Below are 26,403 nucleotides of genomic sequence, written 5' to 3'. Positions count from 1 at the left end.
AAAATGTTGTACATTCAATGTGTAAAGATATTGAGCGTGAAATATGTGCATTGTGGCTTTTGCGTGGCAGGTTTTAGCAGACATGCCGCTGTGTTTAATTTCAAACCGGGATGAATTTTACTACCGTCCTACGGCAGAATTACAGCTGTGGCAGCAGGGGGGGATTTTGGCGGGGCGTGACTTGGCATCAGGCGGCACTTGGATGGGGGTGACGCAAAAGGGACGCTGGGCCATTATTACCAATTTTAGAAATGGCGCAGATAAAACCGAATATGCGACATCACGCGGGCATATTATTCAGGCTTTTTTAGAGTCGGAACAAACGCCCATCCGTTTTGCGCAGGCTTTGGAGCTGCGGCAGCGTGAATATGCAGGGTTTAATTTATTTATCGGCGACCGTCAGCAAGCCGTATATATGAGCAACCGCGGTGAAGCGCCTCAGCTGCTGCCAAAAGGCGTGTATGTGGTGTCGAATGGCCTGATGTCAGATGATTGGATGAAGACCCGTCATTTGCGTAAGCGCTTCACTCAGGAGTTTTTACCGATGCTTCAGCAGCAGCTGCCGGCAGAAGATGTACAGCATGCGGCGTGGGATATTTTAGAAGATGAACGAAAAGTGATTCCTTCTTTGCTGCCTGAAACAGGCATCAGTGCCGAAATGGAGGAGCTGCTGTCTTCGACATTCATTCAAAGTCCTGTATATGGTACGCGCTGTTCCAACTTTTTAACCATGAGTGATAAACAGTGGCGGTGGCTGGAAAAAAACCAGCAGGGCGCAGCGAAAGGAAAAATTGTTGCTATGGATTGGCCTATACAAAAATAAAAAAAGCCGACATCAAGTCGGCTTTTTTTACAGTGCTTTTAGACTGCGTTTTTCTTTGTAATGAGACCTTCGCCAGCAATTTCACCGCCATCTTTACGGGTGATGGCCACTGTTGCAGAGCGCGGGCGTGTGCCTTTGCCGCCGCTGACTGTGTTGCTGTGGTTAGATGGCCATACGCCGCCTGGATGCTGCACATTAACAAAAATGGCTTTGTAGTCAGGGGTCATGGTTACGCCTGTAATCTCACAGCCGCTCGGTCCAGTCAAGAAGCGGCGCAGTTTCGTATCGTCCAAACTTAAGCCTGCAGGGGTTTTTGTGCCTGTAGTCGATGTTTCAACTTTGCCGTCACCTAGAGCGCCTGGCAGGGCAGCCAGCATCATGCAGTTGGTTTGGTCGGTATACGCGCCGTCATCAGTTTGAATCCATAGTACGCCGCGCGGGTCAAACCACATGCCGTCTGGACTCGAAAAATCATTATGCTGATTGAGTTTAGACAGGTTCTCAGGGTTCGCCTGATCCGCATCATTCAGCGCTTGCGCGCCGAATAAGAAGATGTCCCAGACAAATGTTGAAGCCGTTACTGTATCTGCATTTTCTCGGAAACGGATGATATGTCCGTTGACGTTGCCCTTTTGGTCTTTACCTGCTTTTTGGTCAATGTAGCTGCGCGGGTTGGCTGCATCAGTTGTTTCTGCAGTTCGAGAAGAGTTATTGGTCAGTGTGACATAGACCTCGCCATTATGCGGATTGACAGCCACCCACTCTGGACGGTCCATTTTTGTTGCGCCTAATGCATCTGCTGCTAAACGGGCATTGACCAGAACATCTGCTTGGTCGGCAAAAATATATTTGCTGTAGCCTGAAATCAGCGGATTGGAAATATTTAATTCGAGCCATTCGCCAGATGCTTTTTGTGCTGCTTCATCAAAATGGAATTTGGCAACATAGAGCTTGCCGTGATCCATATATTTGTCGCCCGCGCTGTAGCCTTTATTGATATCTGCCGGATCCCATTTAGCATCAGAAACAAATTTATAGATGTATTCGCCTTGTGAATCATCACCCATATAAAATGCTAAGGGCTGTCCTGTAATGGCGCGGCTAGCGCGGCAGTCTTCATGCGCAAAGCGTCCAAGCGCTGTACGTTTTACAGGGCGTGCTGTGCCGTTGAAGGGATCGATCTCTACAATCCAGCCAAAAGTATTGTCAGAGTTGCGGAAGTCTTCTTGCGCCGTGGCATCGGTTGCTTTAACGAGCCAGCGCTCATACAGATCTTGTACATTTGCTAAGCTTACTTTGCCATGATCTCGAATATCTGTAGAAAGCGATGCCTCAGTCGCAATAGCGGTATGCCATTTGTAGCTGCTGTTGCCTGCAATTTTATAGCGGGCTAGTGCAACTTTCTTGTTGTCGCTTTGCTTCGCATCATCGCGTGAAAAATATTGGTTAAAGTTTTCTTCAGTTGTAAGGTATGTGCCCCAAGGCGTATAGCCGTTGCCGCAGTTGTTAATGGTGCCGAAACTGAAACTGCCTTCAGGGCTGAGACGGTTTTGCAGCAGTACATTGCCTTTAACTGGGCCGCGAATATCCATGGGCGTGGCTGCCGTAATGCGGCGGTTTAAATATGAGTTTTTATCTACTGTCACAGATTGTGTAGACGGATTTTTCTGAATGCTAATGACCGATACGCCGTGACAGTTAATTTCACGCAGCGTTTCATCTTCAGAGCGTACAGCGGCATCAATGGTGTTGATTGCCGGATGCAGAATCTCTTGATCATTAATATATTCGTGGTTCATGACTAAGAGGCCGGTATCTGCAGCAGACGCGCTGTATTTACTGTTTTTCATGCCAAAGAAAGTCATGCCGTCATGGCATTCACCTGAACGCAGTGTAAAAGAAGCCCCAAGAGGGATATTTGAATCGTCCCATTCATCCAGTGCTGGTGCAATGGGGTCGCCTAAAGCGTACAGCACACGTGCTTCATAACCTTCTGGCACAGTAAATTCATTTTTAATATTTTTTGCTACAGGGCTGAATTCCAGTGCTGATTCAGGTGTTGGCTCGACTGGCGGTATTGAATTGTCAGTGTCATCATCGCTGCAGCCGCTGACGGATGCAGCCAAGGTCAAAGCTGCGGCACCGCCAGCTGTTTTAGTGATTAAATCGCGGCGGGTAATTTTTTTATTAAATAGCGCTGTAAATTCTGCATTGCCAGAGTTATTGCTATCGTAGTCGTCATTAAATGGCGTGAAGTCTGTCATCATCGTTCCTAGCAAATTGCTTGGTTGTTTTTAGAAAGTTACACACACACTAAAGTGCTGAGATGACAAAGAAGTGAAGTTAATATTTCAGTTAAATTAAAGTTATATCCAGTTCAAATATGCAGTTAGGAATAAAAAAGGCAGGCAAGGTGCCTGCAGAAATATGAGTTTAAAATTGGGCGCTGATTAAGCTGCTATGTTTCGCCGTTTTTCGATCAGCTTGCCGAAAAATAAGCCGATTTCAAATAAAAGCCACATTGGAATAGCCAGCATAATCATGGACAGCGCATCTGGAGGAGTCACAAACATGGCCACGAAAAAACAGCCGACAATAATAAATTTGCGTTTTTCCACCAGCTGCTCCGTACTGACGAGACCAATTAAAATCAGTACCAAGGTGACGACAGGAATTTCAAAGGTCAGGCCAAAGACTAAGAACAGCTTTAAACAAAAACCTAGATAACTGTTGATGTCCGTCATGGGAGCAACGGTTTCAGGAGAAACGCTGATAAAGAAATGCAGAATTGAAGGCAGCGCAATAAAATAGGCAAAAGAGACCCCTATATAAAATAAACTGATGCTGCTGACCAGAAGCGGCAGCGCCAAGGTTTTTTCTTTGGCATACAGCGCAGGCTTAATAAAAGCCCAAAGCTGGTAAATAATGAACGGCATTGCCAGCATCAGCGCAACAAAGAAATTCAGTTTAAAAGGCGCCATAAAGGTTGCTGTTACATCTGTTGCAATCATAGATGAACTGACAGGCAGCTGAGCGCGCAGCGGTTCCGACAGCAGCTGATAGCTTTGATTGGCAAAAGGCAGCAAGCAAAAAAACAAGGCGACAATTAAGCCGACAATTTTAAATAAATGACGGCGCAGGATAATCAGATGCTTCGTAATAGGCATCTCTTCCAGCAAAATGCCGTCATTCGCTGATTCGGTTTGAGTGCTGAGCATATTGGATTTCATACGGCTTCCTGAATGCAGTCAAAAGGTTGAACCGCGGCTTTCAAAGGCGCATGCAATGCGTGATTAAACTTAGATGCATAGACCTTAGGCGCTTTGTGTTCACAGTAGAGATAAGTAGGGGAGCTATTTTTATTTTGAAGTATGGCTTTTTCTTGCTGCTGTTCGTTCGCCAATAATGATTGCTGTTGGAGTTCTTGCATTTGAGCCTGCATTTTTTGTTCAAGCTCTTGAATCCGTTTCATCTCATTCTGCATTTGCTCACGCAGTTCCGACAGGCGCAGTTCACGGTCAATGTCATTTTGCACATTGCTGATCATCCGTTTTGCTTTGCTGTACCACTTGCCGGCAAAACGGGCCGCTTCAGGCAGTTTTTCAGGTCCAAGAACCAATAGTGCAATAATGCCAAACACCAAAAGTTCCGTCATGCCGATATTAAGCATTGCAAAACTCCACGCTTTTAGTTTTTCAGGGTTGAATTATTGGCAGCGGTATTTTGATGCTCTAAAGTGCGCGGCTCACTCAGCTGAGCAGCCTGTTCATCCTCTTTGATCGATTTTTTAAAATCTTTCACTGCACCGCCGACATCTTTGCCTAAATTTTTCAGTTTTGATGTGCCAAACAGCAATAACACCACGATTGCAAAAATCAGTACGTGCCAAATTGATAATCCTGCCATGAGATATGTCCTCTTTTATTTTCAGACTATCTCAACAGTTCTGCATGACAGGCAGGTGACAGCTGTATTTCAGTTTTAAGACAGCAGCCGCAGCAAAAATCAGTGTTAGTATGCATGAGGCAATCAATGAGGGCCGCGCTGTGGCATTTCTTCTGCCGATCTTTGGTTTCTTATGCGGACTGGGATTAGCTTCCGCAATGAAAACATCGTCGCTCAAATCTATATTATCCAGCTGGCTGGCACGCTGTTTTATTCCAGCTGTCATTATTTACAACATGGTGTTTTATCAAGCTGGCAGTTTGGCATTAATGCTGTTCAGCTTCAGTACAGCCGTATTGATGTTTTATCTGTTCAGATGGCTGCTGAAAGATAGTCTGCGCGCTTTATGCATCAGTTACTTAAATTTGGCTTGGCTGGGCTTTCCTTTTGCTCTTGCGCTTTTCGGTCCTGAAATTAGTGCGGCGATGGTGGCGCTGTATGTCGGAGGATCTATTTTTGGGAATATTTGGGCCGTGACAGCCGTCAGTTCTGAGCGGCTGCCATGGTCATCTGTAATCAAAAAAGCTGCTTTGTCACCGCCTGTATGTGCGGTTGTGATAGCGGGGCTATGCCGTGCCGCAGGCGTACAGCATTTAGAAGAGCATCAGCTGCTGGATTGGTTATATATGGCTGCAAAAATTGGGATGAGCTTTACAGGCATGTGTGTATTAGGCATGTGGCTGCGTACAACCCGCGTGTATTGGCATGATTTACTGAGCAGCGGCCGTATTTTTGCAATGAAAATATGTGCGGGTGTGCTGATTTGCAGCCTGACGTATTACTGCATCCCAATTCCAAATATTGAAAACTATATTGGCGTTATGTTCATGCTGTTTTGCTTGCCGCCTGCGGCCAATATTGTGGCTTTGGAAACGCATTATCAGGGTACAGGTACCTCAGCGCGCTATATCGCATCTGGTACAATTATGAGCTGTGCAGCTATCAGTATTTATGGCCTGATGCTGCATGTATTTGTTTAGCTGTACGGAAATTGATGATTTGGAGGTCAGCAGATGTTTTGCATGACCTCCAGCACCAGCTTATTTCAAGCTGGCTTTAAACAGCTGCATTGCTTGACCGCGGTGGCTGATTTTATTTTTTTCTTCTTTCGATAATTCTGCGCTGGAAACATTCAGTTCAGGCAGCCAAAACAATGGGTCATAGCCAAAGCCATTTTCACCGCGGACCGCTTCCATGACTTCGCCTTGCCAAATGCCTTGGAAAATTTGCGGCAAAGGATCTTCTGCATGCTGTACGAGAGCTAATACACAGACAAACATGCCTTCAATAGCTTCGCCATCTTTGCGGAGCGGTTTTAAGTCTGCAAGCAATTTGGCATTGTTGGCTGCATCATCACCGTGTTCGCCTGCATAGCGTGCTGAGTAAATGCCAGGTGCACCGCCTAATATGGGTACGCAAATGCCAGAGTCATCGGCAATTGCAGGCTTGCCGGAAATACGCGATGCATGGCGGGCTTTAATGATGGCATTTTCGACAAAGCTTAAGCCATCTTCAACAGCATCTTCAATATTCAGTTTACCTTGAGCAATGACTTCAACAGGCAGATTCAGTTCAGCAAACATTTTTTCAAATTCTGCAATTTTACCTTTGTTATTACTTGCGAGTACCAGTGTCCCTTGGGATAACCAATCTTGTGCAGACATTTCAATTGCTCTGAGTTTGAATATTGAGGCGTATTTTAGCGGATTTTAAAGTAGATTTGAAAATGCCTGCGTTGCAGAGATGAAAAAGGCACATTGGATGAACAAAGCTGTTCTATAATGCTATTTGACTACAAAGTATAAGGATAAAAATACATATAAAACAGATACTTGTATGGTGTAAGCTATATTTAACGCGTTTTACTTCAATTTGATAAACATTCACACCTTTAAATACAATCTGCGCACAGGTTTTGTTGAAACTTAGATTTTTAGATAAAAAGTTAATCCAATCAAAGGCAAGTTGATTACGCAAATAATAACGATATAAAAAATACAGTTGAGCGAAGCCACAGAAAAATAAGTAAACGGACATTTTTCTGTTCCTGATGAAAAAAATAGCATTAAAAAAGCACCTTGCGGTACTTTCTATTTAAAAACATGAACTTACTGCGCTTGAATCCATTTGTCCGCACGGTCACGCGCTTGACGGATTTGTTCAGTTGAAAGGTTGGCTGCTAAAGCAGTTTTCTTGCCTTCAGATAAAGAAATCACTTTATTGTCCAGCATGCCGTCACGAGTAGAAAGTTCGTACCACTGGTATGCGCCAATGTAGTTTTTCTTTTGTTCGTCCATCATGGCCAAGTTAAAGCTTGCACGGTTATCGCCATGACTCGCCGCTTTTTCAAAATACTGGCGTGCTAGAACTTCGTCTTTCTTTGTGCCAATGCCGTCAGCCAGCATACGGCCAACATTCAGCTGAGCAGATGAAATGCCTTGGTCGGCAGCCAGTTTGTACCATGCAAAAGCCTGACGTTCATCTTTAGCCACATCTCTGCCGTATTGGTATTTGGTGGCAAGGTAGAACTGCGCGCCAGCTTGGCCAGCTTTAGCTGCTTTGCTTAAACTGTTGATGTCCATGACAGCATATTGCGCTGCTTGGCTAGAAATAGATTGTGTAGGCGCAACGTAGTCTGCATGCGCTTGAAAACTGAAAAGTCCAGCCAGCAGCGTTGAGCTTAGTAATAGGTTTTTCATAGAGCGCTCACTCGATAAATAGCGACTTCACCAAAAAAATTCGGGAGATGCTTACTGAGTAAACTATCTTGTTGATCCCCATTTACAGCGAGTCGGTTAATAATCTTAATGTTATTTTCTGCACAAAGTGCTTCAAAATCACGGAATGTACATAGGTGGATATTAGGCGTGTTATACCACATGTACGGCAATGCTTCTGAAACGGGCATTTTTCCTTTCAGCGCCAAGAAAGAACGGGTCTTCCAGTGGGCAAAGTTAGGAAAAGTAATAATGGCCTGTTTCCCTACACGCACCATATCTCTTAATAGTACATCAGGTGCATCTACTGCTTGCAAGGCCTGTGCCATGACGACATAGTCAAAAGACTGGTCTGCAAAGCGGCTTAAACCTAAATTTAAGTCCTGTTGGATGATATTTAACCCGCGGCTGACTGCAATTGCAATCTTTTCTTGATCAATTTCTAAGCCATAAGCACGAACATTGTGCTTTTTACTCATATGAGACAGCAGTTCACCATCGCCGCAGCCCAAATCCAGTACACGTGAACCAGGCTTGATCCACTTTTCAGCAAGCTGTTGATCTAGACGCATTATACGGCCTCCTTCGCGGTTGCTTTCAAGTGTTCTTCACCGCCTAAAAATGCGCGTATTGATTTTACATATAGCGGAATTGGGAAGAGGAAAGAGTCATGTCCTTGTTCTGCATTAATATCTAAATAGCTGACTGGCTTATGATTTGTAATCAATGCGTCGACAATTTCAACTGAGCGGGCAGGCGTGAAGCGCCAGTCTGTTGTAAATGAAACCACGAGGAATTTACATTTGGTATTGGCCATAGCTTTCACTAAAGACTGTTCATATTCACGTGAAGGGTCAAAGTAGTCTAAAGCTTTGGTCATAATCAAATAGGTGTTGGCATCAAAGTTGCGGCTGAATTGTTCGCCTTGATAGCGTAAATAGCTTTCAACTTGGAATTCGACATCAAAACCATACATAAATTTGCCAGACTTTAAGTCACGGCCAAATTTTTGTTTCATGGCTTCTTCAGACAGGTAGGTAATATGGCCAACCATACGCGCTAAGATCAGGCCGCGTTTAGGGTAGCTGTCATGTTCCAAATAACGGCCATGATGGAAGTCTGGGTCAGACAGAATTGACTGGCGCGCTACTTCATTAAAGGCAATATTTTGCGCAGATAATTTTGGCGCACTGGCAATAATCACACATTTGCGTAAACGGTCTGGATAATCTACAGACCATTGCAGCGCCTGCATGCCGCCTAATGAGCCGCCGATCACAGCATCCCAAGTTTCAATGCCGAGCAGGTCAGACAGCATGGCCTGGGTTTTTACCCAGTCACGCACCGTTACCAGTGGAAAATCTGGGCCATAGGGGCGGTTTTCATTTTCTGGGTTGGGCGAAGTCGGGCCAGTTGAACCACTGCATCCGCCAATATTGTTGAGTGAAACAACAAAGAATTTCGACGTATCAATGGCTTTGCCTGGACCAATGCAAGAATCCCACCAGCCGGCTTTTTTATCGTCTTCATGGTGATAACCTGCCGCATGATGATGGCCCGATAAGGCATGGCAAATTAAAATCGCATTGGATTTATCGGCATTTAAAGTGCCGTAAGTTTCGGCCATGATTTCAAAGCGGGGGAGTATGCGGCCGCATTCGAGCTCTAAAGGCTCTTCAAAGAGGAACTTTTGCGGGACAACAAGGCCCACGGAGTCAGCAGGAAAAGACACAGGAATAGTTCGCCTTAAATCTTTAGTATCAATAAATAAAAGGATACCACTTGTGGGTATCCTTCTAAAGTCATTTTGGTGCTATGAATTATAGTTAAAGCTTATACAGCGGCAGCAACCACTTGTTCAGCACTAAGCAAACCTTGATCAATTAAGCGGTTAGTTGAGGCAATAATCGCATCAATTGAAGAGGTTACGATGTTGTCATGCACACCTGCGCCAAACACAGATTTGCCAGAACCTTTCACTTGAAGTTCAACTAAAGCCAATGCTTTTGCGTTTGCGCCTGAACCGATACTGCGCTCTTCATAGTTCAAGACGTCAATCGGCAATTGAAGCGCATCTAAAATTGCAGAAATCGGGCCGTTGCCTTCACCGCGCAATTGCTGGCTCACGCCGTTAACAGATACTTCAAGCTCAATCACTTGCTTGCCATTTTCATCTGACAATTTGTAGTTTTGAGTTGAATAATGCGTGTCTTTGACTTCGACATAAGTTTTCTTGAACAAATCCCAAATGTGCTGTGCAGATACTTCTACGCCTTCAGCATCGGCAACTTGCTGCACCACTTGAGAGAATTCAATTTGCAAGCGGCGCGGCAATACGACGTTATAGTTGGACTCTAGCAAGTAAGCGATGCCGCCTTTACCAGACTGCGAGTTCACACGGATTACTGCATCATAGTCACGGCCCAAGTCTTTCGGGTCGATAGGCAAGTAAGGCATGTCCCAAATTTCTTCGTTCTTTTGGTACTCAAAACCTTTTTTAATGGCATCTTGGTGAGAGCCAGAGAATGCGGTAAAGACCAAGTCGCCTGCATATGGGTGGCGAGGGTGTACAGGCAAGCCTGTGCATTCTTCAACCGTTGCAATGATTTCGTTGATATTGGAAAAATCTAGGTTCGGCGCTACACCTTGGGTATACATATTCAATGCAATCGCCGCAACGTCGACGTTGCCTGTACGTTCGCCATTACCGAATACACAGCCTTCGACACGGTCTGCACCAGCCATAATAGCCAATTCAGATGCTGCAATACCGCAGCCGCGGTCGTTGTGGCAGTGTACAGAAATGATCACGCCATCACGGCGTTCAATATTGCGGTGCATCCATTCCACTTGGTCTGCATACACATTTGGACCTGAAACTTCGACAGTCGCTGGCAAGTTCAAGATCACTTTATTGGTTGGAGACGCTTCCCAGATTTCAGTGACAGCATCGCAGACATCTTTCGCAACTTCTAATTCAGTCGCTGTGAAGCATTCAGGGCTGTACTGGAATACAAATTCAGTTTCAGGCTGTTTGGCTGCGTATTCTTTCACTTTGGTTGCAGCATTGATCGCCAATTGTTTCGCGCCAGCAACGTCTACATTCAAGACTTTGTTGCGGAAAGTCGGAGAGTTCGAGTTGTAGATATGCACGATCGCGCGTTTAGCGCCTTGCAAAGACTCAAATGTACGCTGGATCAAATGATCACGCGCTTGAACCAAAACTTCGATATAAACATCGTCTGGAATATGATTTTCTTCAATCAATTTGCGGGTGAAATCGAAATCGATTTGCGATGCAGAAGGGAAGCCGATTTCAATATGCTTGAAACCAATTTTTACCAACATTTGGAACATTTTAAATTTTTGTTCCATGTTCATTGGTTCGAAAATCGCTTGGTTACCGTCACGCAGGTCGGTACTCATCCAAATTGGCGCTTTTGTAATTTCGTTATTCGGCCATTGACGGTCAGGTAGATCAACACGTTGATACATGCGACGGTACTTTTTACTTGGATCAGCCAACATCATGAGGGAACTCCTTGTGCAGCAGCTTGGTGTTAATGCTTAGATAACTGAAGGTACTGCTTATATAGATTGTGTCTATTGTAGCAATTTACAAGCATAAACTCGGTGTGATGAGTCAAAAGTATAAGTATTTCCTATGGAATTTATTTTACTTAAGTTTACCGCGGCACTTGTAAAGCTATAACTAAATATTAGTCCAAGTATTCCGGAAATATTTTCCTATTTTTGCGTTGAGTATTTGTTTATGGAAAATATTTTTCTATAAAAACGCTATTTTTGAAAAATATAATCTGCCGTGATTTCATTTACGGTAGCAGTTCCCATTAAAGCCATTGTGACTTCAAATTCTTCTTTTAGAATTTTAAGTACATGCGCAACCCCTAAAGCGCCTGCTGCGGCCAATCCATAAATGCATGGCCGGCCGATCAAAACGGCCGATGCACCAAGGGCAATCGCTTTAAAGATATCGGAGCCGCGCCGTATGCCGCCATCATATAAAAGTGGAAAATTATCTGGAACGGCTGCTTTGATCAGTGTTAAGGCGGTCAGCGGGGAAATGCCAGTGTCTAAAACCCGCCCGCCGTGATTGGACACAATAATGCCTTGTACGCCATGTTCAATGGCCAGTTTTGCATCCAGCGGGTGCAATATGCCTTTGAGCAGCACAGGCAAGGCTGTTTGCTTCACGATCCAAGCAATATCATCCCATGTCGGGGCAATTTTCATCAGGCCTTGGAACACGGGATGGTCATTGTCTTGCAGTTCGGGCAGAGGAATATGTACAGGCGTATGCGGGTGCTGCATGTGCTCAGGCAAATAGTGGAACACGCGGCGCTCGCGGTCACGCACGCCTGTATGCGGTGAATCCACCGTGATGACAATTGCAGTATATTGATGTTCTTCCGCCATTTTTACCAATGCCAGCGACTTTTCACGTTCACCTTGCCAGTAGAGCTGAAACCATTTGCGCGGATTTTCTTTCTTTAATGAACGCATGTCGGTGTTGGTAAATGTGCTTAGCACCATATTGCTGCCCAGCACTTCTGCTGCAAGTGCTGTGGCTGCTTCAGCATCTGGGTGGTACTGCAGCTGATGTCCAATAGGAGCAGCAAAAATAGGATGCGGAAAACTTTGCCCGAAGAGCTCGATGCGGGTATGGCCTTGAGTCAGATCTTTCAGCATACGGGGGAAAAGCTGAATATCTGCAAATTGCTGCAGATTACTGCGCAGACTGTGTTCATTCATTGCGCCGCCTTGAAGGTACTGCCATACCATATCTGGCAGGTGTTTTTGAGCCTGCTTTTCATAATCAGCAATGGTTTGCAGGTGCGGCGGGATTTGCGTTAACGGCGGTAGAATGTTGGGATCAGTCATATAAAATTAGTCCAAGCAGATTGGCATTGGGGTTTAAATTTCGGCCCATTTTCTGATGAGGTTATGATACAAGCTGGTCAGTTTAACTGCTTCAGCATGCGTGTCGCCCAATTGCATACGCAAGTTTTGAATACTTTGATCTAAATTAAAGAGCATGTGGCGCTCTGCATCTTCACGGATCATGCTTTGCAGCCAAAAAAATGAAGCCATTCGGCAGCCTGAAGTGACAGGACTAACCTCATGCACACTGGTGGATGGATACAAAATCAAATCGCCTGCGGGTAATTTTACTTCGTGGTAGCCATAAGTATCTTCTACCACAAGTTCACCGCCTTCATAGTCTTCTGGCTCACTGAGGAAAATTGTGCAGGACAGGTCTGTGCGGATTTTTTGATTGCTGCCGGGCAGCCAGCGGATTGCATTATCGACATGGAAACCAAAGGTTTCGCCATTTTCATAGCGGTTAAAATAAGGCGGCAGGATATGTAAAGGCAGTGCTGCAGATGTAAACAGCGCATGCTGTGACAGTTCGTGCAGAATAATATTGCCCAAGTGCTGTGTTAATGGATGCTCTGCATCCAGCTGCTGGTTGTTTTTAACATTTTTGGACATTGAACCCGTGGTTTTTTGACCGTTCATCCATTCAACTTTTTCCATCTCTGTGCGAAAGTAGCTGACTTGTTCTTTGCTCAATATATTTGGAATATGGTGAATCACGGCCTGACCTTTGAAAATGTAATGTTTATGTTTTGATCATATACAAAAATAGCCTCGAAACGAGGCTATTTTTGGTTAACTCCATAAATGAATTATGGAATTTTCTTGGCTTAGTATTTGAAGTTTACAGATAGAACTGCGCTGCGGCCTTCTGCTTCAGTAGCATAGTGCGATGCATAAGCTTTAGTGAAGTAACGTTTGTCAGAAAGGTTGTTGACGTTAAGCTGTAAATCAACATTTTTATTGACGTTATAACGCGCCATTGCATCGTAGCGGACATAACCCGGAACCCATTTGGTATTTGCTAGGTCACCATAGACTTTGTCCATAGCGACTGCGCCAGCACCAAGCTGTAATTGCGGTAATACTTGGTAAGTAGTCCAAAGTGTTGCGCTGTTTTTTGGTACGTTTGGCATTTGGTTGCCATTAAAGACAGTTTGGTCTGTACAGTTTGATCCACGGCAGCTCATGCCATTTTTAGTAGCTTCGCTATCTAAATATGTATAGCCAGCAGATACAGCCCATTTATCAGTGATATTGCCGTTTAGGCCAAGTTCAATACCATCAACTTTGCTTTCACCGATGTTTGAATAGGTATTTGGATCAAGCTGAATGCGTGCATTTTGTTTTTCGGTACGGAAAATTGCTGCAGTCAAGCTTAAGCGTTCGTTTAACAAGTCCCACTTTGTACCAATCTCAAAAGTTTGGCTTTCTTCTGGATCTAGATTGCTATACGCCGCACCGATACCTTCAGAGCCATCGCCTGCATCAACACCAACAGGATTTGCAGAAGTTGCATAGCTTACGTAAATAGAGCCATTTTCAACTGGTTTAAAAGTCAGGCCAGTTTGATAGGTGAAGAAGTCTGTATCACTTTCTGCTTTAGCTTGATGTCCAGTTTGGAACTTGCCGTTAACGACATCAGCATTTTTTGAGCCATAAGTCATGGTCTGCTCTGTATCAAACTTATCCCAACGAAGGCCTAAGTCTAAAATCCATTTTGGAGCAAGCTCTATGCTGTCTAAGAAGTAAACCGAAGTAGATTTGGTTTGCGTGTTGTATTGGTCAGCGCCATCTGTGCTGATACTGCCAGTCCAATTTCCACGATCTGGATTTTGAACTGAAGTACACCAGCCTGCAGGAGCTGTAGACGGACACGTTTGGCTTGAACTGCCTGTTGTGTTTTCACCATTAATAATATATTGGGTACGATCAGTTTCTTGATCTGAATACTCAGCGCCTAAGTTAAAGCTATGCAGCAGAGAGCCTGTATTAAATTTACCTGTTAATGCTAACTGGTCGGTAAAGGTTTCTGTATCGGCAATACGTGAATTCACACGCGCCCAAACATTGCCTGTCAATGCACCAGTAGTTTTATCGTAGATATTACCTTTGGAATCATCTGGGTTCGTCCACAGAAAATTATTTTTTGATTTATTGTAAACAGCAGTATTGCTGATGGTTAAATCATCAGTTAAATCATGCTCAAGTTTGATGGTGCCAATTTGGTTTTCTTGTTTTTGGAAATCACGATCTTTCCAACCGTAATAAATGCCCTGTTTGACATCAATGGGTTTGCCATTTCCATTCAGGTGAGTAAAGTCTTTTGCAGGATCAGTATTAGGAGAGAATGGATTGTTGTATGGCACACCAGAATCAGGTGTATCATCCGATTTTAAGTAGTAATAACCTAAAGTCGCGCGAGTAGGGGTATCTAAACCAAAAGTAATGCTTGGCGCGATTCCGGCACGTGCATATTCAGCACCATCCGTTTGGCCTGCTTTTTCATTTTTATGACCCATTACCGCAACACGTGCAGCAACGCCATTACCGAAATCTTTGTTGCCGTCTAGCGTGATACGTTGATAATTGTCTGTACCTGCGCCAACAGAGCCTTCTAAAAAGTCACCTTTCTTAGCAACTTTAGAAATCATGTTGATACTGCCACCAACAGTACCTGCACCGCCCATGGCAGAAGCAGAACCTTTAGTGACTTCAACTTGTTCTATGGCAAACATTTCACGGTTTTGTGATGTTGAATTACGAATACCATCTAAATACATTGAGCTTTCAGAGCTGTAACCGCGGATAAATGGACGGTCGCCATTTGGGTTGCCGCCTTCACCTGCGCCTAGGGTAATACCTGGGACTGTACGTAAAGCATCGCTTAAAGTTGTCACTTGTGTGTCTTCAATCAGCTGTTTTGAAATAACAGACACTGATTTAGGGGTATCTAAAAGAGGCGCTGTAAATTTGCTGTTCGCAGATTGGTCTACTTTTAAGCCCTGCTTTTGTTCTGCAGCGACATCTTGGTGAATAGTTTCCAATGTAGTAATTTGGTCTTGTGCAATTGCGCTCACCGCTATTACAGATAGTGAAGAAGCAATCGCAGAAGAAACAATTTTCTTACGTGTTTTGATGAAGGCCATTACAAACCTGAAAGTCGTTGTGAATGTGTTTGCGAATAATAATGATTCTTATTGATGTTTTTATATTCAAAAAATTGGAATTAACGATGCTGGAATATAAATGCAGTGAAAAGTTTAATGTAATAATGTAACAAATTGTATTTAACTCTGTGTATTGTATAAAAATTGGAAAATTAGATGGTTTTTAAAGATTTTTATGGGAATTAATAATAGTTAAACAAAATATAAAATTTTTGCAGCGGCAGGCCTATGTTGAGTTGAAGTCACTTCATTCGAGAAATTTAAAATATTAACTCATATTTATGAAAAAACCCTGCTGGAGCAGGGTTTTGGTTAATTCTATTTTTTAATACTTAAAAGTCATAAGAAATAGAGAGCCAGTAATTGCGGCCCGGCAGATAAGTGCCTGATGTACTTCGGCCAGTAGAAAGGTACTTATAGCCTGTGACATTATTTACAGTCTGATTTTCTGTAAAGTCTTTATCCAGTAAATTATTTACAGCCATATTTAGACGTACTTGGTCATTCATTGTATAGCTGGCACCAAAGTTAAATAGGTTGTAACCCGCAAACTTGTTGCCGTACATTTTATAAATTTCTAAGTTATCACTCGAAGTTGGCGTACTGGTAAAGCGAGTACGGCTAGACTTGTATTCGTGCTGCAGCCATAGATCAAGATCAGGGTTGACATGCCAAGTTGAAGTTAAGTTAAAGGCATCACGCGGATTATTATTGTAGTACAGGCCTTCATTTTCGCCATCGGTCACTTCACTTTTTGTATATGTATAGCCTGCTTTAATGTCCCATTCAGGCAAGATGCTGTATTGAAGAGCTGTTTCCACGCCGTATACTTTGGCTTCTTGGGCATTAATATCTTGTGAGCAGTTAGCTACTGGACAAATGGCTTGACCAGAAAGATCATTGCTAATAATTGCGTCTTCTATCTGGTTGTAAAAACCCGTTGCTGTAAAGTTGATTTTATCATTTGGCTGCAGATTGAAACCTAGTTCATAATTTGTGGAGGTTTCAGGTTTAAGATTTGGATTGCCAAATATATAAGTCGAGCCTTGACCGCTCATATCGACTAAACCATTTTCAAGATCCTTTGGCGTCGGCGCTTTGTAACCTGTACTCACGCCGCCTTTAAAAGTAAGAATATCATTGGTATTCCATACTAAATATGCGCGAGGGCTAAAGTGTCCTCCAAAACCGGAATGATCCTCGTAGCGGCCGCCCAGTGTCAATGCTAAGTTATCTATAATACGCCATTCATCTTCAGCGTAAACGGACCATGAGTTTTTATCAAAGAGCTTTTTAGCAGTGATATGTTCGGCAATATTATCTTCGATTTCAATTTTTTTAAATTCAGTCCCAAGAGTCAGCTTATGTGCGCCAATTTCTGAAATGATATGGCTGTCAGCAATAAGATCTGTACTTTTTAAAGTACGGTCAGTACCGATTAATGGATTGCTGCTGCCTTTAGGGAAGGCGTCAGTCGGCAAGGTGCGGCCATCTGTTTCCGTTTCGGAATGACTCACATATGATTTCCATATACCAAAACCATAGTCACTTTGATGGCCGATAGCGAATTGTGTGCGAGAAAATTCTAATTCATCTTTGTAGCCATTAGCTTTGGCAGGTGTATCTTTGTTACCTAAGCGGTTGTCATCATTAGAATAGGTTTGCTTAGACGTAAAACTATCTAACCAAAGTGAATTATTATCGTTGAGGTTAAGTGTTAACTTTCCGCCAAAATCATAGTTTTTGGCTTCAGTAGGACGAGGATCTCGGCTTGTGCCGTTATTAATACGTTCAGACCGGTTGCGGTCATAATAGCTGCCGCGAAGCTGCAGGCCTAATTTTTCACTGACAAGCGGGCCATTTAGAAGAAAACTGGTTTTCCAAGAATCTGATTCTTCCTTGTGCTCCATTAGATTGCCGCTAACAGTTACATTGCCATTCCATTCATCACTTACTTTTTTTGTAATGATGTTAATGACACCGCCCATTGCATCTGCTCCATATAAAGTAGACATTGGACCGCGAATAACTTCAATCCGCTCAATTGCTGAAAGCGGCGGCATAAAGCTAGTTGATGCCTCTGCAAATCCATTTGGCATAATATTTTCAGAAGCGGTTGTTTGGCGGCGGCCATCAATGAGAATCATTGTGTCAGCAGCTTTCATACCGCGCATACTGACATTTAAACCGCCAGTTTTCCCCACACCATTTCGAACATCAATACCAGGGACATCAGCCAAAAGATCTGCAATGCTGGTTGCATTTTTCTTTTCAATATCTTCTTTAGTCACAACGCTAATAGATGCTGGCGCGTTTTTAATATCTTGTTCAAAGCCCGCTGCAGACACCACAATTGTAGAAAGCTGATGGGTTTGTTCAGATACAGGATTTGTTTCTGCAAAGAGAGAAGGAGCTGCAAATGCCCCAAGCAGAGCAGCGTACAATGGGTGATGGTTAAACTTACTCATAAAAGAATTCCAAAATGGACGAGATAAATAATTGAAAATAAAAATATAAATAACACGTAAATAATATTGATAAGCTTTCTCATTTGCAACAATAAATACCCATTTTTTGTGAAAGTACAGAAAATGCTGAGAATAAATAATGAGATTCAATCGGAAAAATAAGAGGAAAAAGAGCAGCTTTAATGCTATTTTGTATATCTTTAAATGTTGTCATATAATATGGCACTTTTTTTTAAAACTGTTTATTAACAAAATATCGAGGAAGCCATGCAAGTAACGATTGAAGCGGTTTCGGGTGTTGCCCGTCGTTTAAATGTTTCTGTACCGACGAGCCGTATTAACGCGCAGTTCGAAGCTCGCTTAAAACGCACTGCTAAAACTGCGAAAATCAACGGCTTCCGTCCAGGTAAAGTGCCAATGGACGTTGTTCGCCGTGAATATGGTGCGGGTATCTACAACGAAGTTGTAAATGACGTAATCAGTGACACAGTTTTCGAAGCGATTCAGCAAGAGAAAATCAACGCTGTTGGCATGCCGAACATCGAAAAATCAGAACTTAAAGATGATGCTTTAGTTTATGAAGCAACTGTAGAAGTTTACCCAGAAGTTGACGTTAAATTCGAAGGCTTAGACGTAGAACGTAAAACAACTTCTGTTGAAGACAAAGACGTTGAGAAGATGATTGAAAATCTTCAAAAACAGCGCGCTTCTTGGGCTGAAACAAAAGGCATGGCTAAAAAAGACATGCAAGTAACTTTTGATTTCGAAGGTTCAGTTGACGGCGAAAAATTTGAAGGCGGTTCTGCAGAAGACTTTAAACTGGTATTAGGCTCTGGCCGTATGATTCCTGGTTTTGAAGACGGCATTATTGGCATGAAGAAAGGCGAAGAGAAAGTTATTGATGTAACTTTCCCTGCTGACTACCAAGCTGAAAATTTAGCTGGTAAAGCTGCTCAATTCAAAATCACCGTTAAGCTTGTTGAAAAACAAAAGCTTCCAGAAGTTGATGCTGAATTCTTAAAAATCTTCGGTCTGACTGAAGAAGAGGGCGTAGAAAAACTAAAAGCTGACGTTCGCAAAAACATGGAACGTGAAGTGAAAAATGGCCTTCGCAACCAAGTGAAAGGCGCTGCTTTTGATGCGCTTGTAGCTGCAAACGAAGTTGAACTTCCAGAAGCTATGCTTGCTCAAGAAATTGACCGTCAGCGTCAGCAAATGATCCAGCAGTTCACTCAGCAGTTTGGTGCTCAAGGCGCTAAAGCGTTTGACTCAAGCATGCTTCCAGATGACCTGTTCAAAGAACAAGCTGAAAAATCAGTTAAACTTGGCGTATTGGTAAGCAAAGTTTTAGCTGATGCTAAAATTGAAGTTGACGCTGCACGTGTAGAAGCGTACATCGAAGACATGGCTTCTTCTTACGAAGATCCAAACGAAGTAATCGAATACTTCAAAAATGACAAGCAGCAGCGCGCTCAAATCGAAGCTGTAGTGCTTGAAGACCAAGTTGTAGACTTCATCTTGGCTTCTGCTAAAGTAACTGACACGACTGTTAGCTACGAAGACCTTTTGAAAGAGCAGCAAGCTCGTCAGCAAGGTTAATCTTAGCAGATGAAAAAAAGGCGCTTTGAGCGCCTTTTTTTATCGTTAAAGATTTATTCGAATTTGGTCCCAATTCACAAAACTTATGCAAAAAATATCTGTTATTTAATTGTGATTCTTTTGCATTTTCAGTAAATATCCCGCATATTGTGGAAATGGGTCAACTCAGAAAAATTCAGGAATAAATAAACGTATGTATGTTCCAACAATTGAAAACGCGCTTGTGCCAATGGTGGTTGAACAATCATCTCGCGGTGAGCGTTCTTTTGATATTTATTCACGTCTTTTGCGTGAACGCGTCATTTTCTTGACAGGTGAAGTTGAAGATAACATGGCAAACTTAATTGTTGCCCAAATGTTGTTTTTAGAAGCTGAAAATCCAGATAAAGACATTCATTTATATATCAATTCACCAGGCGGTTCGGTAACGGCAGGTATGGCAATTTACGATACCATGCAGTTTATCAAACCAGATGTTGTGACCTATTGCATGGGTCAAGCAGCATCGATGGGTGCATTCCTGCTGAATGCAGGCACAAAAGGCAAACGTTATTGCCTTGAAAATGCCCGTGTCATGATTCATCAGCCGCTAGGCGGCTTCCGCGGTCAGGCATCGGATATTGAAATCCATGCGCGTGAAATTCTGTTCATTAAAGAACGTTTAAACCGTTTAATGGCAGAACACAGCGGTCAGGACTATGAAACTGTTGCGCGTGATACCGACCGTGACAACTTTATGACAGCACAGGCTGCAAAAGAGTACGGTCTTGTGGACGAAGTTTTATCTAAGCGTCCATAAGTTTTAAAAGATTTAGATATTGGAGTGAATATGTCCGAACATCCTCAAGGACAAAAGCATTGTTCATTTTGCGGTAAAACGCAGACTGAAGTCGGGAAACTGATTGCAGGCGAGGACGCATACATTTGTAATGAATGTGTGGACGTATGCTTAGACTTAGTACAAACCAGCCAGCAGGTCGATTCTGGTGACTGGGCTTCTAAGCCGTTGCCAAAGCCGCATGAAATCCGCGCGGCGCTTGATCAGTATGTGATTGGTCAAGATGTCGCTAAAAAGACGCTGTCTGTTGCGGTATATAACCATTACAAGCGTTTAAAAGTCAGTACCAGCGGCAAAAAACCTGAAGATGGCGTTGAGCTTTCAAAAAGCAACATCATGCTGGTTGGCCCGACAGGTTCTGGTAAAACTTTACTTGCGCAAACGCTTGCACGTCTATTGGATGTTCCATTTGCGATGGCAGATGCAACAACTTTGACTGAAGCGGGTTATGTGGGTGAAGATGTAGAAAATATTGTCCAAAAACTTTTGCAAAAAGCAGACTACGATGTCGAGAAAGCGCAAAAGGGCATTATTTATATTGATGAAATTGACAAAATTACCCGTAAATCTGAAAACCCTTCAATTACACGCGATGTGTCCGGTGAAGGCGTGCAGCAAGCTTTGCTGAAAATGATTGAAGGCACCGTTGCGTCAATTCCGCCGCAAGGCGGCCGTAAGCATCCGCAGCAAGAGTTTATTCAAATTGATACATCGAATATCCTCTTTATTTGCGGCGGCGCTTTCTCTGGTCTAGAGAAAATAGTGCAGCAGCGTCAGGAAAAAGGCGGCATCGGTTTTACTGCGGAAGTGCGTAAAAAAGATGAAACCAAGAAGTTATCCGATCTGTTCCGCCAAGTTGAAGCGACTGATTTGGTTAAATTCGGCTTAATTCCTGAATTTATTGGCCGTTTGCCAGTGATTGCAACTTTAGATGAGCTTGATGAAGAAGCGCTTATGCAGATTCTGACAGAGCCTAAAAATGCATTAACGCGTCAGTATCAGTATTTGTTTGAAATGGAAGATGTAGATCTTGTATTTGAAGACTCTGCTCTGCGTGCCGTAGCGAAAAAAGCTTTGGACCGCAATACTGGCGCACGCGGCTTGCGTTCCATTTTAGAAAACTCGCTGCTCGAAACGATGTACGATTTGCCTAGCCGTACCGATGTCGGTACCGTTGTTGTCAATGAAGCGGTAATTAATGGTGAAGCAGTCCCAGAATTTAAAGCTGAACGTCAGCCTAAAGTTCAGGAAGAAGCTGTGCCAAAAGCAGATTTAAAGGTGATTGACTCTAAATCTGCTTAAGCGGTCAGCAGGGTTAAAACCTGCGCTGTTCGTCAGAAACGTGCGGAAATCTAAGATTTTCGCACGTTTTTTTATTTAAAAAAATAAAGCTGAATGTTAATCTCAAGGGATTGGCGTGGATGCCGACACAGCATAATTTTAAAAGATCGTTTGCAAAAATAATAAAAACGCGGTGAGGGATAATCATGCGTGCAGTATATATCACGATGTTCACAGGCTTGGCGCTGTTGGGCTGTCATGGAAAGCCAGCTGTTGAATCAGCGCCAGCATTAGCCTCAACACTGAAATCAGTCGACACTGAACATGACCCGAGTTTAATTGAGCAGTACCGTATAGGCATGTTTACGATTGGCGGCTGGGTCAATCAAAAGCAGGGTAAAAGTTTTCAAGCTGTACAGGCTCAGCATGATCAGGCCGCCATTATTTATTTGTACCGCCCAGATACAAAATGGAATAGGCAGGAAATTGTTGCCAGCAGTTTATTCTTAAACAGCGAACGTATTCCAAGCCTTTTAAATAATCATTATTACTGGGTGGAAGTTCCTGCAGGCACATACCGTTTATCCACCAGCCGTCCGCTCGGCATCAATCATTTTCAAAAGCCTAAATTTTTAGATTTTACAGTCGAAGCAGGACAGTCATATTTTATTAAATATGATGAAGAAAATCTGTCAACACGCCGTACGGTTTCTGGCCCGCTCATGCTTGTCCCAGAAAAAATCGGTTTAAATGAAATCGCATTTACACAGCGCAAGACTTCCAGCTATAACTTTGTAGCGCAAGATCAGCAAAGCGGTAAAGTCCGCAGCAGCGCACAAAAGCTGAAAGCTGAAAAATATGACCCGAGTACCGATGTGCAATTGGTGAAACCATTTAAACTTTGGAACCCGCTGACTTGGTAAGGCATGGGCTATCAGGGGTAATTCATGGCCCAGTTCAGTTTTTTAACAGCAGCGGCTGAATAATATTGCTCAGCTGCTGATTAAAGTGCTGCTGCCGATGCGGATTATTCATCATTTCTGTACTAAGCGTTAGCGTTTCCTGCATCATGTTATTCAGCATCAATACACTTTTTTGGTTAATTGCCTGCCCTACAGGGGTGCTTAAGAAGGCAATATAGGCCTGAGCTTCTTCTTCACTGTAAGTGTTTTTAAAATGTTTGCGGATCAGCTGCAGCATTTTTTCATCGGTGACTAATTCTTCATTGGTATTTTGCAGCAGCTGGCTGATTTTCAGTGCTGCATCTTTTTGCCGTGCGCTTAAATGGCTTATTCCTAAATGATTTTTTAGGATTTCTTCTGCTTGGCTGTCAAACATTGGACGCAGATTACGGTTAGACTGCACAATCATGCCGCTGAAGTTTGACAATTGAATAAGATGATCGAGTGTTTTTTCCTGAACAGTCTGTGCGTTCAGCATTGGGCTGGAACATAAGGTGCATAAGATTAAAAAATTTCTGACGGCTGTTTTTTTATTTGGGAAATTCCATTTCATTTTTTGTTCTCTGGTGTATGGCTTGCTTATTTGGCTGCGTGACTTGATGATTATTGTTTCATGCATATTTTTATAAGTTAAAAATCATAGCAGTTCTGCCTGTGGTGAAAAAGCTTTTCGCGACATAATGCTGCAATAAAAAAGCACCCTAGGCGGGTGCTTTTTCTGCGCTAAAAATTACTTCGCAGCAGCGTCAATTACTGGAATTTTACCGATTTTCGCTTGCCAGATTTTTGGTGCAGTTGCGTGTACAGAAGTACCGTTTACGTCAACAGCAACAGATACAGGCATATCTTTTACAACAAACTTGTAAATTGCTTCCATGCCTAAGTCAGCAAATGCAACCACTTCAGCTTCACGGATTGCTTTAGAAACGAGGTATGCCGCGCCGCCAACAGCCATGAGGTAAGTTGCTTTGTTGTCTTTGATCGCTTCAACAGCAGCAGGGCCGCGGTCAGCTTTACCAATCATGCCGAACATGCCAGTTGCTTCAAGCACTTGGCGTGTAAATTTGTCCATACGTGTTGCAGTCGTTGGGCCAGCAGGGCCAACAACTTCGTCACCCACTGGATCAACTGGGCCTACGTAGTAGATAAACTTGCCTTTAAGATCAACAGGAAGTTCTTCACCGTTGTTCAGCATGTCTACCATACGCTTGTGCGCAGCGTCACGGCCTGTATAGATTGTACCGTTAAGCAGAAGCGTGTCGCCTGGCTGCCAAGCGTTCATTTCTTCTTGAGTAATGGTATCTAGGTCAACACGTTTAGACGTTGAAGAATCCCAAGTAACGGAAGGGTAGTCTTCAAGTTTAGGCGCCATGATGTGCGCAATGCCAGAACCGTCAAGCGTGAAGTGAGCGTGACGAGTTGCAGCGCAGTTCGGGATCATGCCGACGGGTTTGCCAGCAGCGTGGCAAGGGTAGTCTTTAATTTTGATGTCTAGAACAGTTGTTAAGCCGCCAAGACCTTGAGCGCCAATACCAAGCGCGTTTACTTTTTCGAAGATTTCAATACGCAGTTCTTCAAGTTTAGATTGCGGACCGCGGCGAAGAAGTTCGTCCATGTCCAGCTCTTCCATTAATGCTTCTTTTGCAAGCATCATGGCTTTTTCTGCAGTACCGCCAATACCGATACCCAGCATGCCAGGAGGACACCAGCCTGCACCCATTGTTGGAACAGTTTTTAGTACCCAGTCCACGATTGAGTCAGATGGGTTAAGCATTGCAAGTTTAGATTTGTTCTCTGAACCGCCGCCCTTCGCTGCAACAGTGATGTCTACTTTGTTGCCTGGAACAAGTTTGTGGTAGATCACAGCAGGGGTGTTGTCTTTAGTATTCTTACGGCCAAAAGCAGGATCAGCAAGTACAGATGCGCGAAGTACGTTAGAGTTTTCTAGGTAACCTTGGCGAACACCTTCGTTAATTGCATCGTCTAAGCTCATCGTTAAATCAAATTTAACGTCCATGCCCACTTCAACGAATACGTTTACGATACCAGTATCTTGGCAGATCGGGCGGTGACCCTCTGCACACATGCGAGAGTTAATTAAGATTTGTGCAATCGCATCTTTAGCAGCTTTGTTTTCTTCACGGTCGTACGCGCGGCTCATCGCTTGGATGAAATCTTGCGGGTGATAGTAAGAAATGAACTGAAGCGCATCTTTAACCGATGTGATCAAGTCATCTTGCTTGATAATAGTTGTCATATCAGAATTCTCTTGGGCGGGCTGAAAGCTAGCGGGCTAAATTATAAGGCAAAATGTGAAAGTTGTGGGGCTTTTGAGCATGCTTTGGGACAAAAGTTTAACAAGCGTTTATGTCTGGCATTTTATTGCCATAATTGCTCAAATATTCATCGTTAAATGTCATATTTCATGAAATATGACTGCTTAATTTAATGCTGAAAATATAGAGTTTAACTCTAAGTTGTTGTATTTTATATTAAATGTTAAATTCATAAAAATGTCACATTGTCATATAGCTGTAATATTTCTTTCGCATAATGGGCTCATCCAAAAATGAGATGGCGTAGAAGATGACTACAGGTATTTTGATGGTTGCTGGCTTTTGTGTGTATATCGCTGCAACTTGGATGTATGGCCAAAAAGAAGATCAAGCTTAAGCTTTATCTTCTTTTTTTATATTTACAGTTTTTACATTTCAAATTTTCTTCTGTTATTTCTTTTTCCCCATTTTATACTGATCTAAATGCTTTATCAGGCTACTGTTATGGCAAATCAGACTCATCTTGCTGCACATATTATTGATATTTATAAAAAGCATGGCTGTGCATGGACAGAGTTGCGCGGACAGTACTTGTATGAAAAAAACTGGCTGGACCGTTTCCTTTCCTATTTGCCTGAACAGGCATCTCTTTTAGATTTGGGCTGCGGCTCAGGACAGCCTATAGCGGCGTATTGCATTTTGCAGGGTCATCAGCTGACTGGTGTAGATAGTTCAGATACGATGATAGGCATGGCACGGCAGTCATTTCCTGAACATATGTGGATATTGGCGGATATGCGAGAGGTGAAATTAGAGCGGCAGTTTCATGGTATTTTGGCTTGGGACAGTTTCTTTCATTTAACGCCAGATAATCAGCGTCAGATGTTCGCGCAATTTACAAAGTTTTCAGCTACAGGCACAGTACTGATGTTTACGAGCGGCCCAGCGGCAGGCGAGGCGATTGGAGAGATGTTTGGTGATGCTTTATACCATGCCAGTTTGTCTCAAGAGGAGTATCGGGACTTATTGGCAGCGCATGGCTTTGAAGTACTGAAGATGACGGTAGAAGATCCAGAGTGTGCAGGGCATACGGTGTGGTTGGCGAAAAAGCTATGATTATTTGTATCAGAAAGTCTAATTGGCATGAACTGGGTTTTCTGATGGCAGTTAAGAAAATGATTTTTATAGAATAGGGAGAGAGTATTTTATATAAATTGATTTTGGAGGAATTTAAGAGTCAATACTTATGTAATTTATTTATCTTTTATTTTTAGGTTAATTAAAATATTTGAGTTGTGTAGATATGAATGATGTAAGAGAAGGGTTGTTGCTCTTGGAGATGGATGAAAATGGTCTAGAAAAATGTACATATTCCTTGGAAGATATAAAGAATGTGGTTATTTATGCACTTTCTGAAAGCGCATC

22 protein-coding genes are annotated in these 26,403 nt (G+C 43.1%); 7 read left to right on the top strand and 15 right to left on the bottom strand.

Annotation, left to right across the window (positions count from 1 at the left end):
• Window positions 1–43 precede the first annotated feature (43 nt).
• Entirely contained in the window at window positions 44–823 is a 780-nt protein-coding gene (locus D7V32_RS07390; RefSeq protein ID WP_120402248.1) for an NRDE family protein, read from the top strand.
• A gap of 38 nt (window positions 824–861) precedes the next feature.
• On the opposite strand, the gene D7V32_RS07385 is transcribed toward D7V32_RS07390, so the two are convergent.
• The 4 genes from D7V32_RS07385 to D7V32_RS07370 all read right to left on the bottom strand — a co-directional run bounded on the left by D7V32_RS07385 (window position 862) and on the right by D7V32_RS07370 (window position 4,729).
• Window positions 862–3,087 carry a PhoX family protein gene (locus D7V32_RS07385; protein WP_120402247.1) on the bottom strand — a complete coding sequence of 742 codons (2,226 nt, stop codon included), beginning with the start codon at window positions 3,085–3,087 and terminating at the stop codon, window positions 862–864.
• Between the two features lie 186 nt (window positions 3,088–3,273).
• Window positions 3,274–4,041 (bottom strand): twin-arginine translocase subunit TatC, encoded by a 768-nt coding sequence (gene tatC, locus D7V32_RS07380; protein ID WP_171407606.1) that lies wholly within the window; start codon window positions 4,039–4,041, stop codon window positions 3,274–3,276.
• A gap of 8 nt (window positions 4,042–4,049) precedes the next feature.
• Window positions 4,050–4,493 carry a Sec-independent protein translocase protein TatB gene (gene tatB, locus D7V32_RS07375; RefSeq protein WP_120402245.1) on the bottom strand — a complete coding sequence of 148 codons (444 nt, stop codon included), beginning with the start codon at window positions 4,491–4,493 and terminating at the stop codon, window positions 4,050–4,052.
• Window positions 4,494–4,510: 17 nt separating this feature from the next.
• Window positions 4,511–4,729, bottom strand: a complete 219-nt coding sequence (locus D7V32_RS07370; protein ID WP_120402244.1) for a Sec-independent protein translocase subunit TatA — start codon at window positions 4,727–4,729, stop codon at window positions 4,511–4,513.
• A gap of 140 nt (window positions 4,730–4,869) precedes the next feature.
• Between D7V32_RS07370 and D7V32_RS07365 the strand changes: the two genes are divergently transcribed.
• Window positions 4,870–5,748 carry an AEC family transporter gene (locus D7V32_RS07365; RefSeq protein ID WP_120402298.1) on the top strand — a complete coding sequence of 293 codons (879 nt, stop codon included), beginning with the start codon at window positions 4,870–4,872 and terminating at the stop codon, window positions 5,746–5,748.
• Between the two features lie 60 nt (window positions 5,749–5,808).
• On the opposite strand, the gene rdgB is transcribed toward D7V32_RS07365, so the two are convergent.
• From rdgB to D7V32_RS07320, 9 genes are all read right to left on the bottom strand, one after another.
• Window positions 5,809–6,432, bottom strand: a complete 624-nt coding sequence (gene rdgB, locus D7V32_RS07360; protein WP_120402243.1) for an RdgB/HAM1 family non-canonical purine NTP pyrophosphatase — start codon at window positions 6,430–6,432, stop codon at window positions 5,809–5,811.
• A 444-nt stretch (window positions 6,433–6,876) separates the two neighbouring features.
• Window positions 6,877–7,467, bottom strand: a complete 591-nt coding sequence (locus D7V32_RS07355; RefSeq protein ID WP_120402242.1) for a tetratricopeptide repeat protein — start codon at window positions 7,465–7,467, stop codon at window positions 6,877–6,879.
• Window positions 7,464–8,057: a methionine biosynthesis protein MetW gene (gene metW, locus D7V32_RS07350; RefSeq protein ID WP_120402241.1), complete on the bottom strand. Its 594-nt coding sequence runs from the start codon at window positions 8,055–8,057 to the stop codon at window positions 7,464–7,466. Before metW ends, D7V32_RS07355 begins: the two co-directional genes overlap by 4 nt.
• Window positions 8,057–9,217: a homoserine O-succinyltransferase MetX gene (gene metX, locus D7V32_RS07345; RefSeq protein WP_120402240.1), complete on the bottom strand. Its 1,161-nt coding sequence runs from the start codon at window positions 9,215–9,217 to the stop codon at window positions 8,057–8,059. The genes metW and metX overlap by 1 nt, the downstream gene beginning before the upstream one ends.
• Before the next feature lie 101 nt (window positions 9,218–9,318).
• A complete protein-coding gene (gene leuA / locus D7V32_RS07340; protein WP_120402239.1) occupies window positions 9,319–11,016 on the bottom strand; it encodes a 2-isopropylmalate synthase in 1,698 nt (565 codons plus the stop codon).
• A gap of 267 nt (window positions 11,017–11,283) precedes the next feature.
• Window positions 11,284–12,387: an alpha-hydroxy acid oxidase gene (locus D7V32_RS07335; RefSeq protein ID WP_120402238.1), complete on the bottom strand. Its 1,104-nt coding sequence runs from the start codon at window positions 12,385–12,387 to the stop codon at window positions 11,284–11,286.
• Between the two features lie 33 nt (window positions 12,388–12,420).
• Entirely contained in the window at window positions 12,421–13,104 is a 684-nt protein-coding gene (locus D7V32_RS07330; RefSeq protein WP_120402237.1) for a Fe2+-dependent dioxygenase, read from the bottom strand.
• Window positions 13,105–13,214: 110 nt separating this feature from the next.
• Window positions 13,215–15,533 (bottom strand): TonB-dependent receptor, encoded by a 2,319-nt coding sequence (locus D7V32_RS07325; RefSeq protein WP_120402236.1) that lies wholly within the window; start codon window positions 15,531–15,533, stop codon window positions 13,215–13,217.
• Between the two features lie 353 nt (window positions 15,534–15,886).
• Window positions 15,887–18,022, bottom strand: a complete 2,136-nt coding sequence (locus D7V32_RS07320) for a TonB-dependent receptor domain-containing protein (RefSeq protein ID WP_120402297.1) — start codon at window positions 18,020–18,022, stop codon at window positions 15,887–15,889.
• Between the two features lie 267 nt (window positions 18,023–18,289).
• On the opposite strand from D7V32_RS07320, the gene tig reads away from it, so the two are divergent.
• The 4 genes from tig (at window position 18,290) to D7V32_RS07300 (ending at window position 22,663) form a co-directional block, all read left to right on the top strand.
• The gene (gene tig / locus D7V32_RS07315) at window positions 18,290–19,621 is read left to right on the top strand and encodes a trigger factor (RefSeq protein WP_120402235.1); all 1,332 of its coding nucleotides are present in this window, start codon (window positions 18,290–18,292) and stop codon (window positions 19,619–19,621) included.
• 193 nt (window positions 19,622–19,814) lie between these two features.
• Complete coding sequence (clpP, locus tag D7V32_RS07310) at window positions 19,815–20,420, top strand: ATP-dependent Clp endopeptidase proteolytic subunit ClpP (protein WP_067763662.1); 606 nt, start codon at window positions 19,815–19,817, stop codon at window positions 20,418–20,420.
• 30 nt (window positions 20,421–20,450) lie between these two features.
• Window positions 20,451–21,761, top strand: coding sequence for an ATP-dependent protease ATP-binding subunit ClpX (clpX, locus tag D7V32_RS07305; RefSeq protein ID WP_120402234.1), 1,311 nt, complete (start codon window positions 20,451–20,453; stop codon window positions 21,759–21,761).
• 185 nt (window positions 21,762–21,946) lie between these two features.
• Entirely contained in the window at window positions 21,947–22,663 is a 717-nt protein-coding gene (locus tag D7V32_RS07300; RefSeq protein WP_120402233.1) for a DUF2846 domain-containing protein, read from the top strand.
• Between the two features lie 34 nt (window positions 22,664–22,697).
• On the opposite strand, the gene D7V32_RS07295 is transcribed toward D7V32_RS07300, so the two are convergent.
• Together D7V32_RS07295 and D7V32_RS07290 are read right to left on the bottom strand one after the other, a co-directional pair.
• Window positions 22,698–23,180 (bottom strand): DUF2059 domain-containing protein, encoded by a 483-nt coding sequence (locus D7V32_RS07295; RefSeq protein ID WP_171407603.1) that lies wholly within the window; start codon window positions 23,178–23,180, stop codon window positions 22,698–22,700.
• A 252-nt stretch (window positions 23,181–23,432) separates the two neighbouring features.
• The gene (locus tag D7V32_RS07290) at window positions 23,433–24,959 is read right to left on the bottom strand and encodes a fumarate hydratase (RefSeq protein WP_120402231.1); all 1,527 of its coding nucleotides are present in this window, start codon (window positions 24,957–24,959) and stop codon (window positions 23,433–23,435) included.
• A 523-nt stretch (window positions 24,960–25,482) separates the two neighbouring features.
• Between D7V32_RS07290 and D7V32_RS07285 the strand changes: the two genes are divergently transcribed.
• Window positions 25,483–26,094 carry a class I SAM-dependent DNA methyltransferase gene (locus tag D7V32_RS07285; RefSeq protein ID WP_120402230.1) on the top strand — a complete coding sequence of 204 codons (612 nt, stop codon included), beginning with the start codon at window positions 25,483–25,485 and terminating at the stop codon, window positions 26,092–26,094.
• The last annotated feature ends 309 nt before the right edge of the window (window positions 26,095–26,403 follow it).

The organism is Acinetobacter tianfuensis (assembly GCF_003611465.1).
Classification (GTDB): domain Bacteria; phylum Pseudomonadota; class Gammaproteobacteria; order Pseudomonadales; family Moraxellaceae; genus Acinetobacter; species Acinetobacter tianfuensis.
This window is presented reverse-complemented; position numbering and strand designations above follow the sequence as displayed.

Coding starts and splice junctions, on each gene's coding strand:
- D7V32_RS07390 (WP_120402248.1), top strand. CDS start 44: ATGTGCATTGTGGCTTTTGCGTGGCAGGTTTTAGCAGACATGCCGCTG.
- D7V32_RS07325 (WP_120402236.1), bottom strand. CDS start 15,533: ATGGCCTTCATCAAAACACGTAAGAAAATTGTTTCTTCTGCGATTGCT.
- D7V32_RS07370 (WP_120402244.1), bottom strand. CDS start 4,729: ATGGCAGGATTATCAATTTGGCACGTACTGATTTTTGCAATCGTGGTG.
- leuA (WP_120402239.1), bottom strand. CDS start 11,016: ATGATGTTGGCTGATCCAAGTAAAAAGTACCGTCGCATGTATCAACGT.
- D7V32_RS07290 (WP_120402231.1), bottom strand. CDS start 24,959: ATGACAACTATTATCAAGCAAGATGACTTGATCACATCGGTTAAAGAT.
- tatB (WP_120402245.1), bottom strand. CDS start 4,493: ATGCTTAATATCGGCATGACGGAACTTTTGGTGTTTGGCATTATTGCA.
- metW (WP_120402241.1), bottom strand. CDS start 8,057: ATGCGTCTAGATCAACAGCTTGCTGAAAAGTGGATCAAGCCTGGTTCA.
- D7V32_RS07295 (WP_171407603.1), bottom strand. CDS start 23,180: ATGCTGAACGCACAGACTGTTCAGGAAAAAACACTCGATCATCTTATT.
- tatC (WP_171407606.1), bottom strand. CDS start 4,041: ATGCTCAGCACTCAAACCGAATCAGCGAATGACGGCATTTTGCTGGAA.
- D7V32_RS07285 (WP_120402230.1), top strand. CDS start 25,483: ATGGCAAATCAGACTCATCTTGCTGCACATATTATTGATATTTATAAA.
- D7V32_RS07385 (WP_120402247.1), bottom strand. CDS start 3,087: ATGACAGACTTCACGCCATTTAATGACGACTACGATAGCAATAACTCT.
- D7V32_RS07300 (WP_120402233.1), top strand. CDS start 21,947: ATGCGTGCAGTATATATCACGATGTTCACAGGCTTGGCGCTGTTGGGC.
- D7V32_RS07320 (WP_120402297.1), bottom strand. CDS start 18,022: ATGAGTAAGTTTAACCATCACCCATTGTACGCTGCTCTGCTTGGGGCA.
- clpP (WP_067763662.1), top strand. CDS start 19,815: ATGTATGTTCCAACAATTGAAAACGCGCTTGTGCCAATGGTGGTTGAA.
- D7V32_RS07355 (WP_120402242.1), bottom strand. CDS start 7,467: ATGAAAAACCTATTACTAAGCTCAACGCTGCTGGCTGGACTTTTCAGT.
- D7V32_RS07335 (WP_120402238.1), bottom strand. CDS start 12,387: ATGACTGATCCCAACATTCTACCGCCGTTAACGCAAATCCCGCCGCAC.
- tig (WP_120402235.1), top strand. CDS start 18,290: ATGCAAGTAACGATTGAAGCGGTTTCGGGTGTTGCCCGTCGTTTAAAT.
- rdgB (WP_120402243.1), bottom strand. CDS start 6,432: ATGTCTGCACAAGATTGGTTATCCCAAGGGACACTGGTACTCGCAAGT.
- clpX (WP_120402234.1), top strand. CDS start 20,451: ATGTCCGAACATCCTCAAGGACAAAAGCATTGTTCATTTTGCGGTAAA.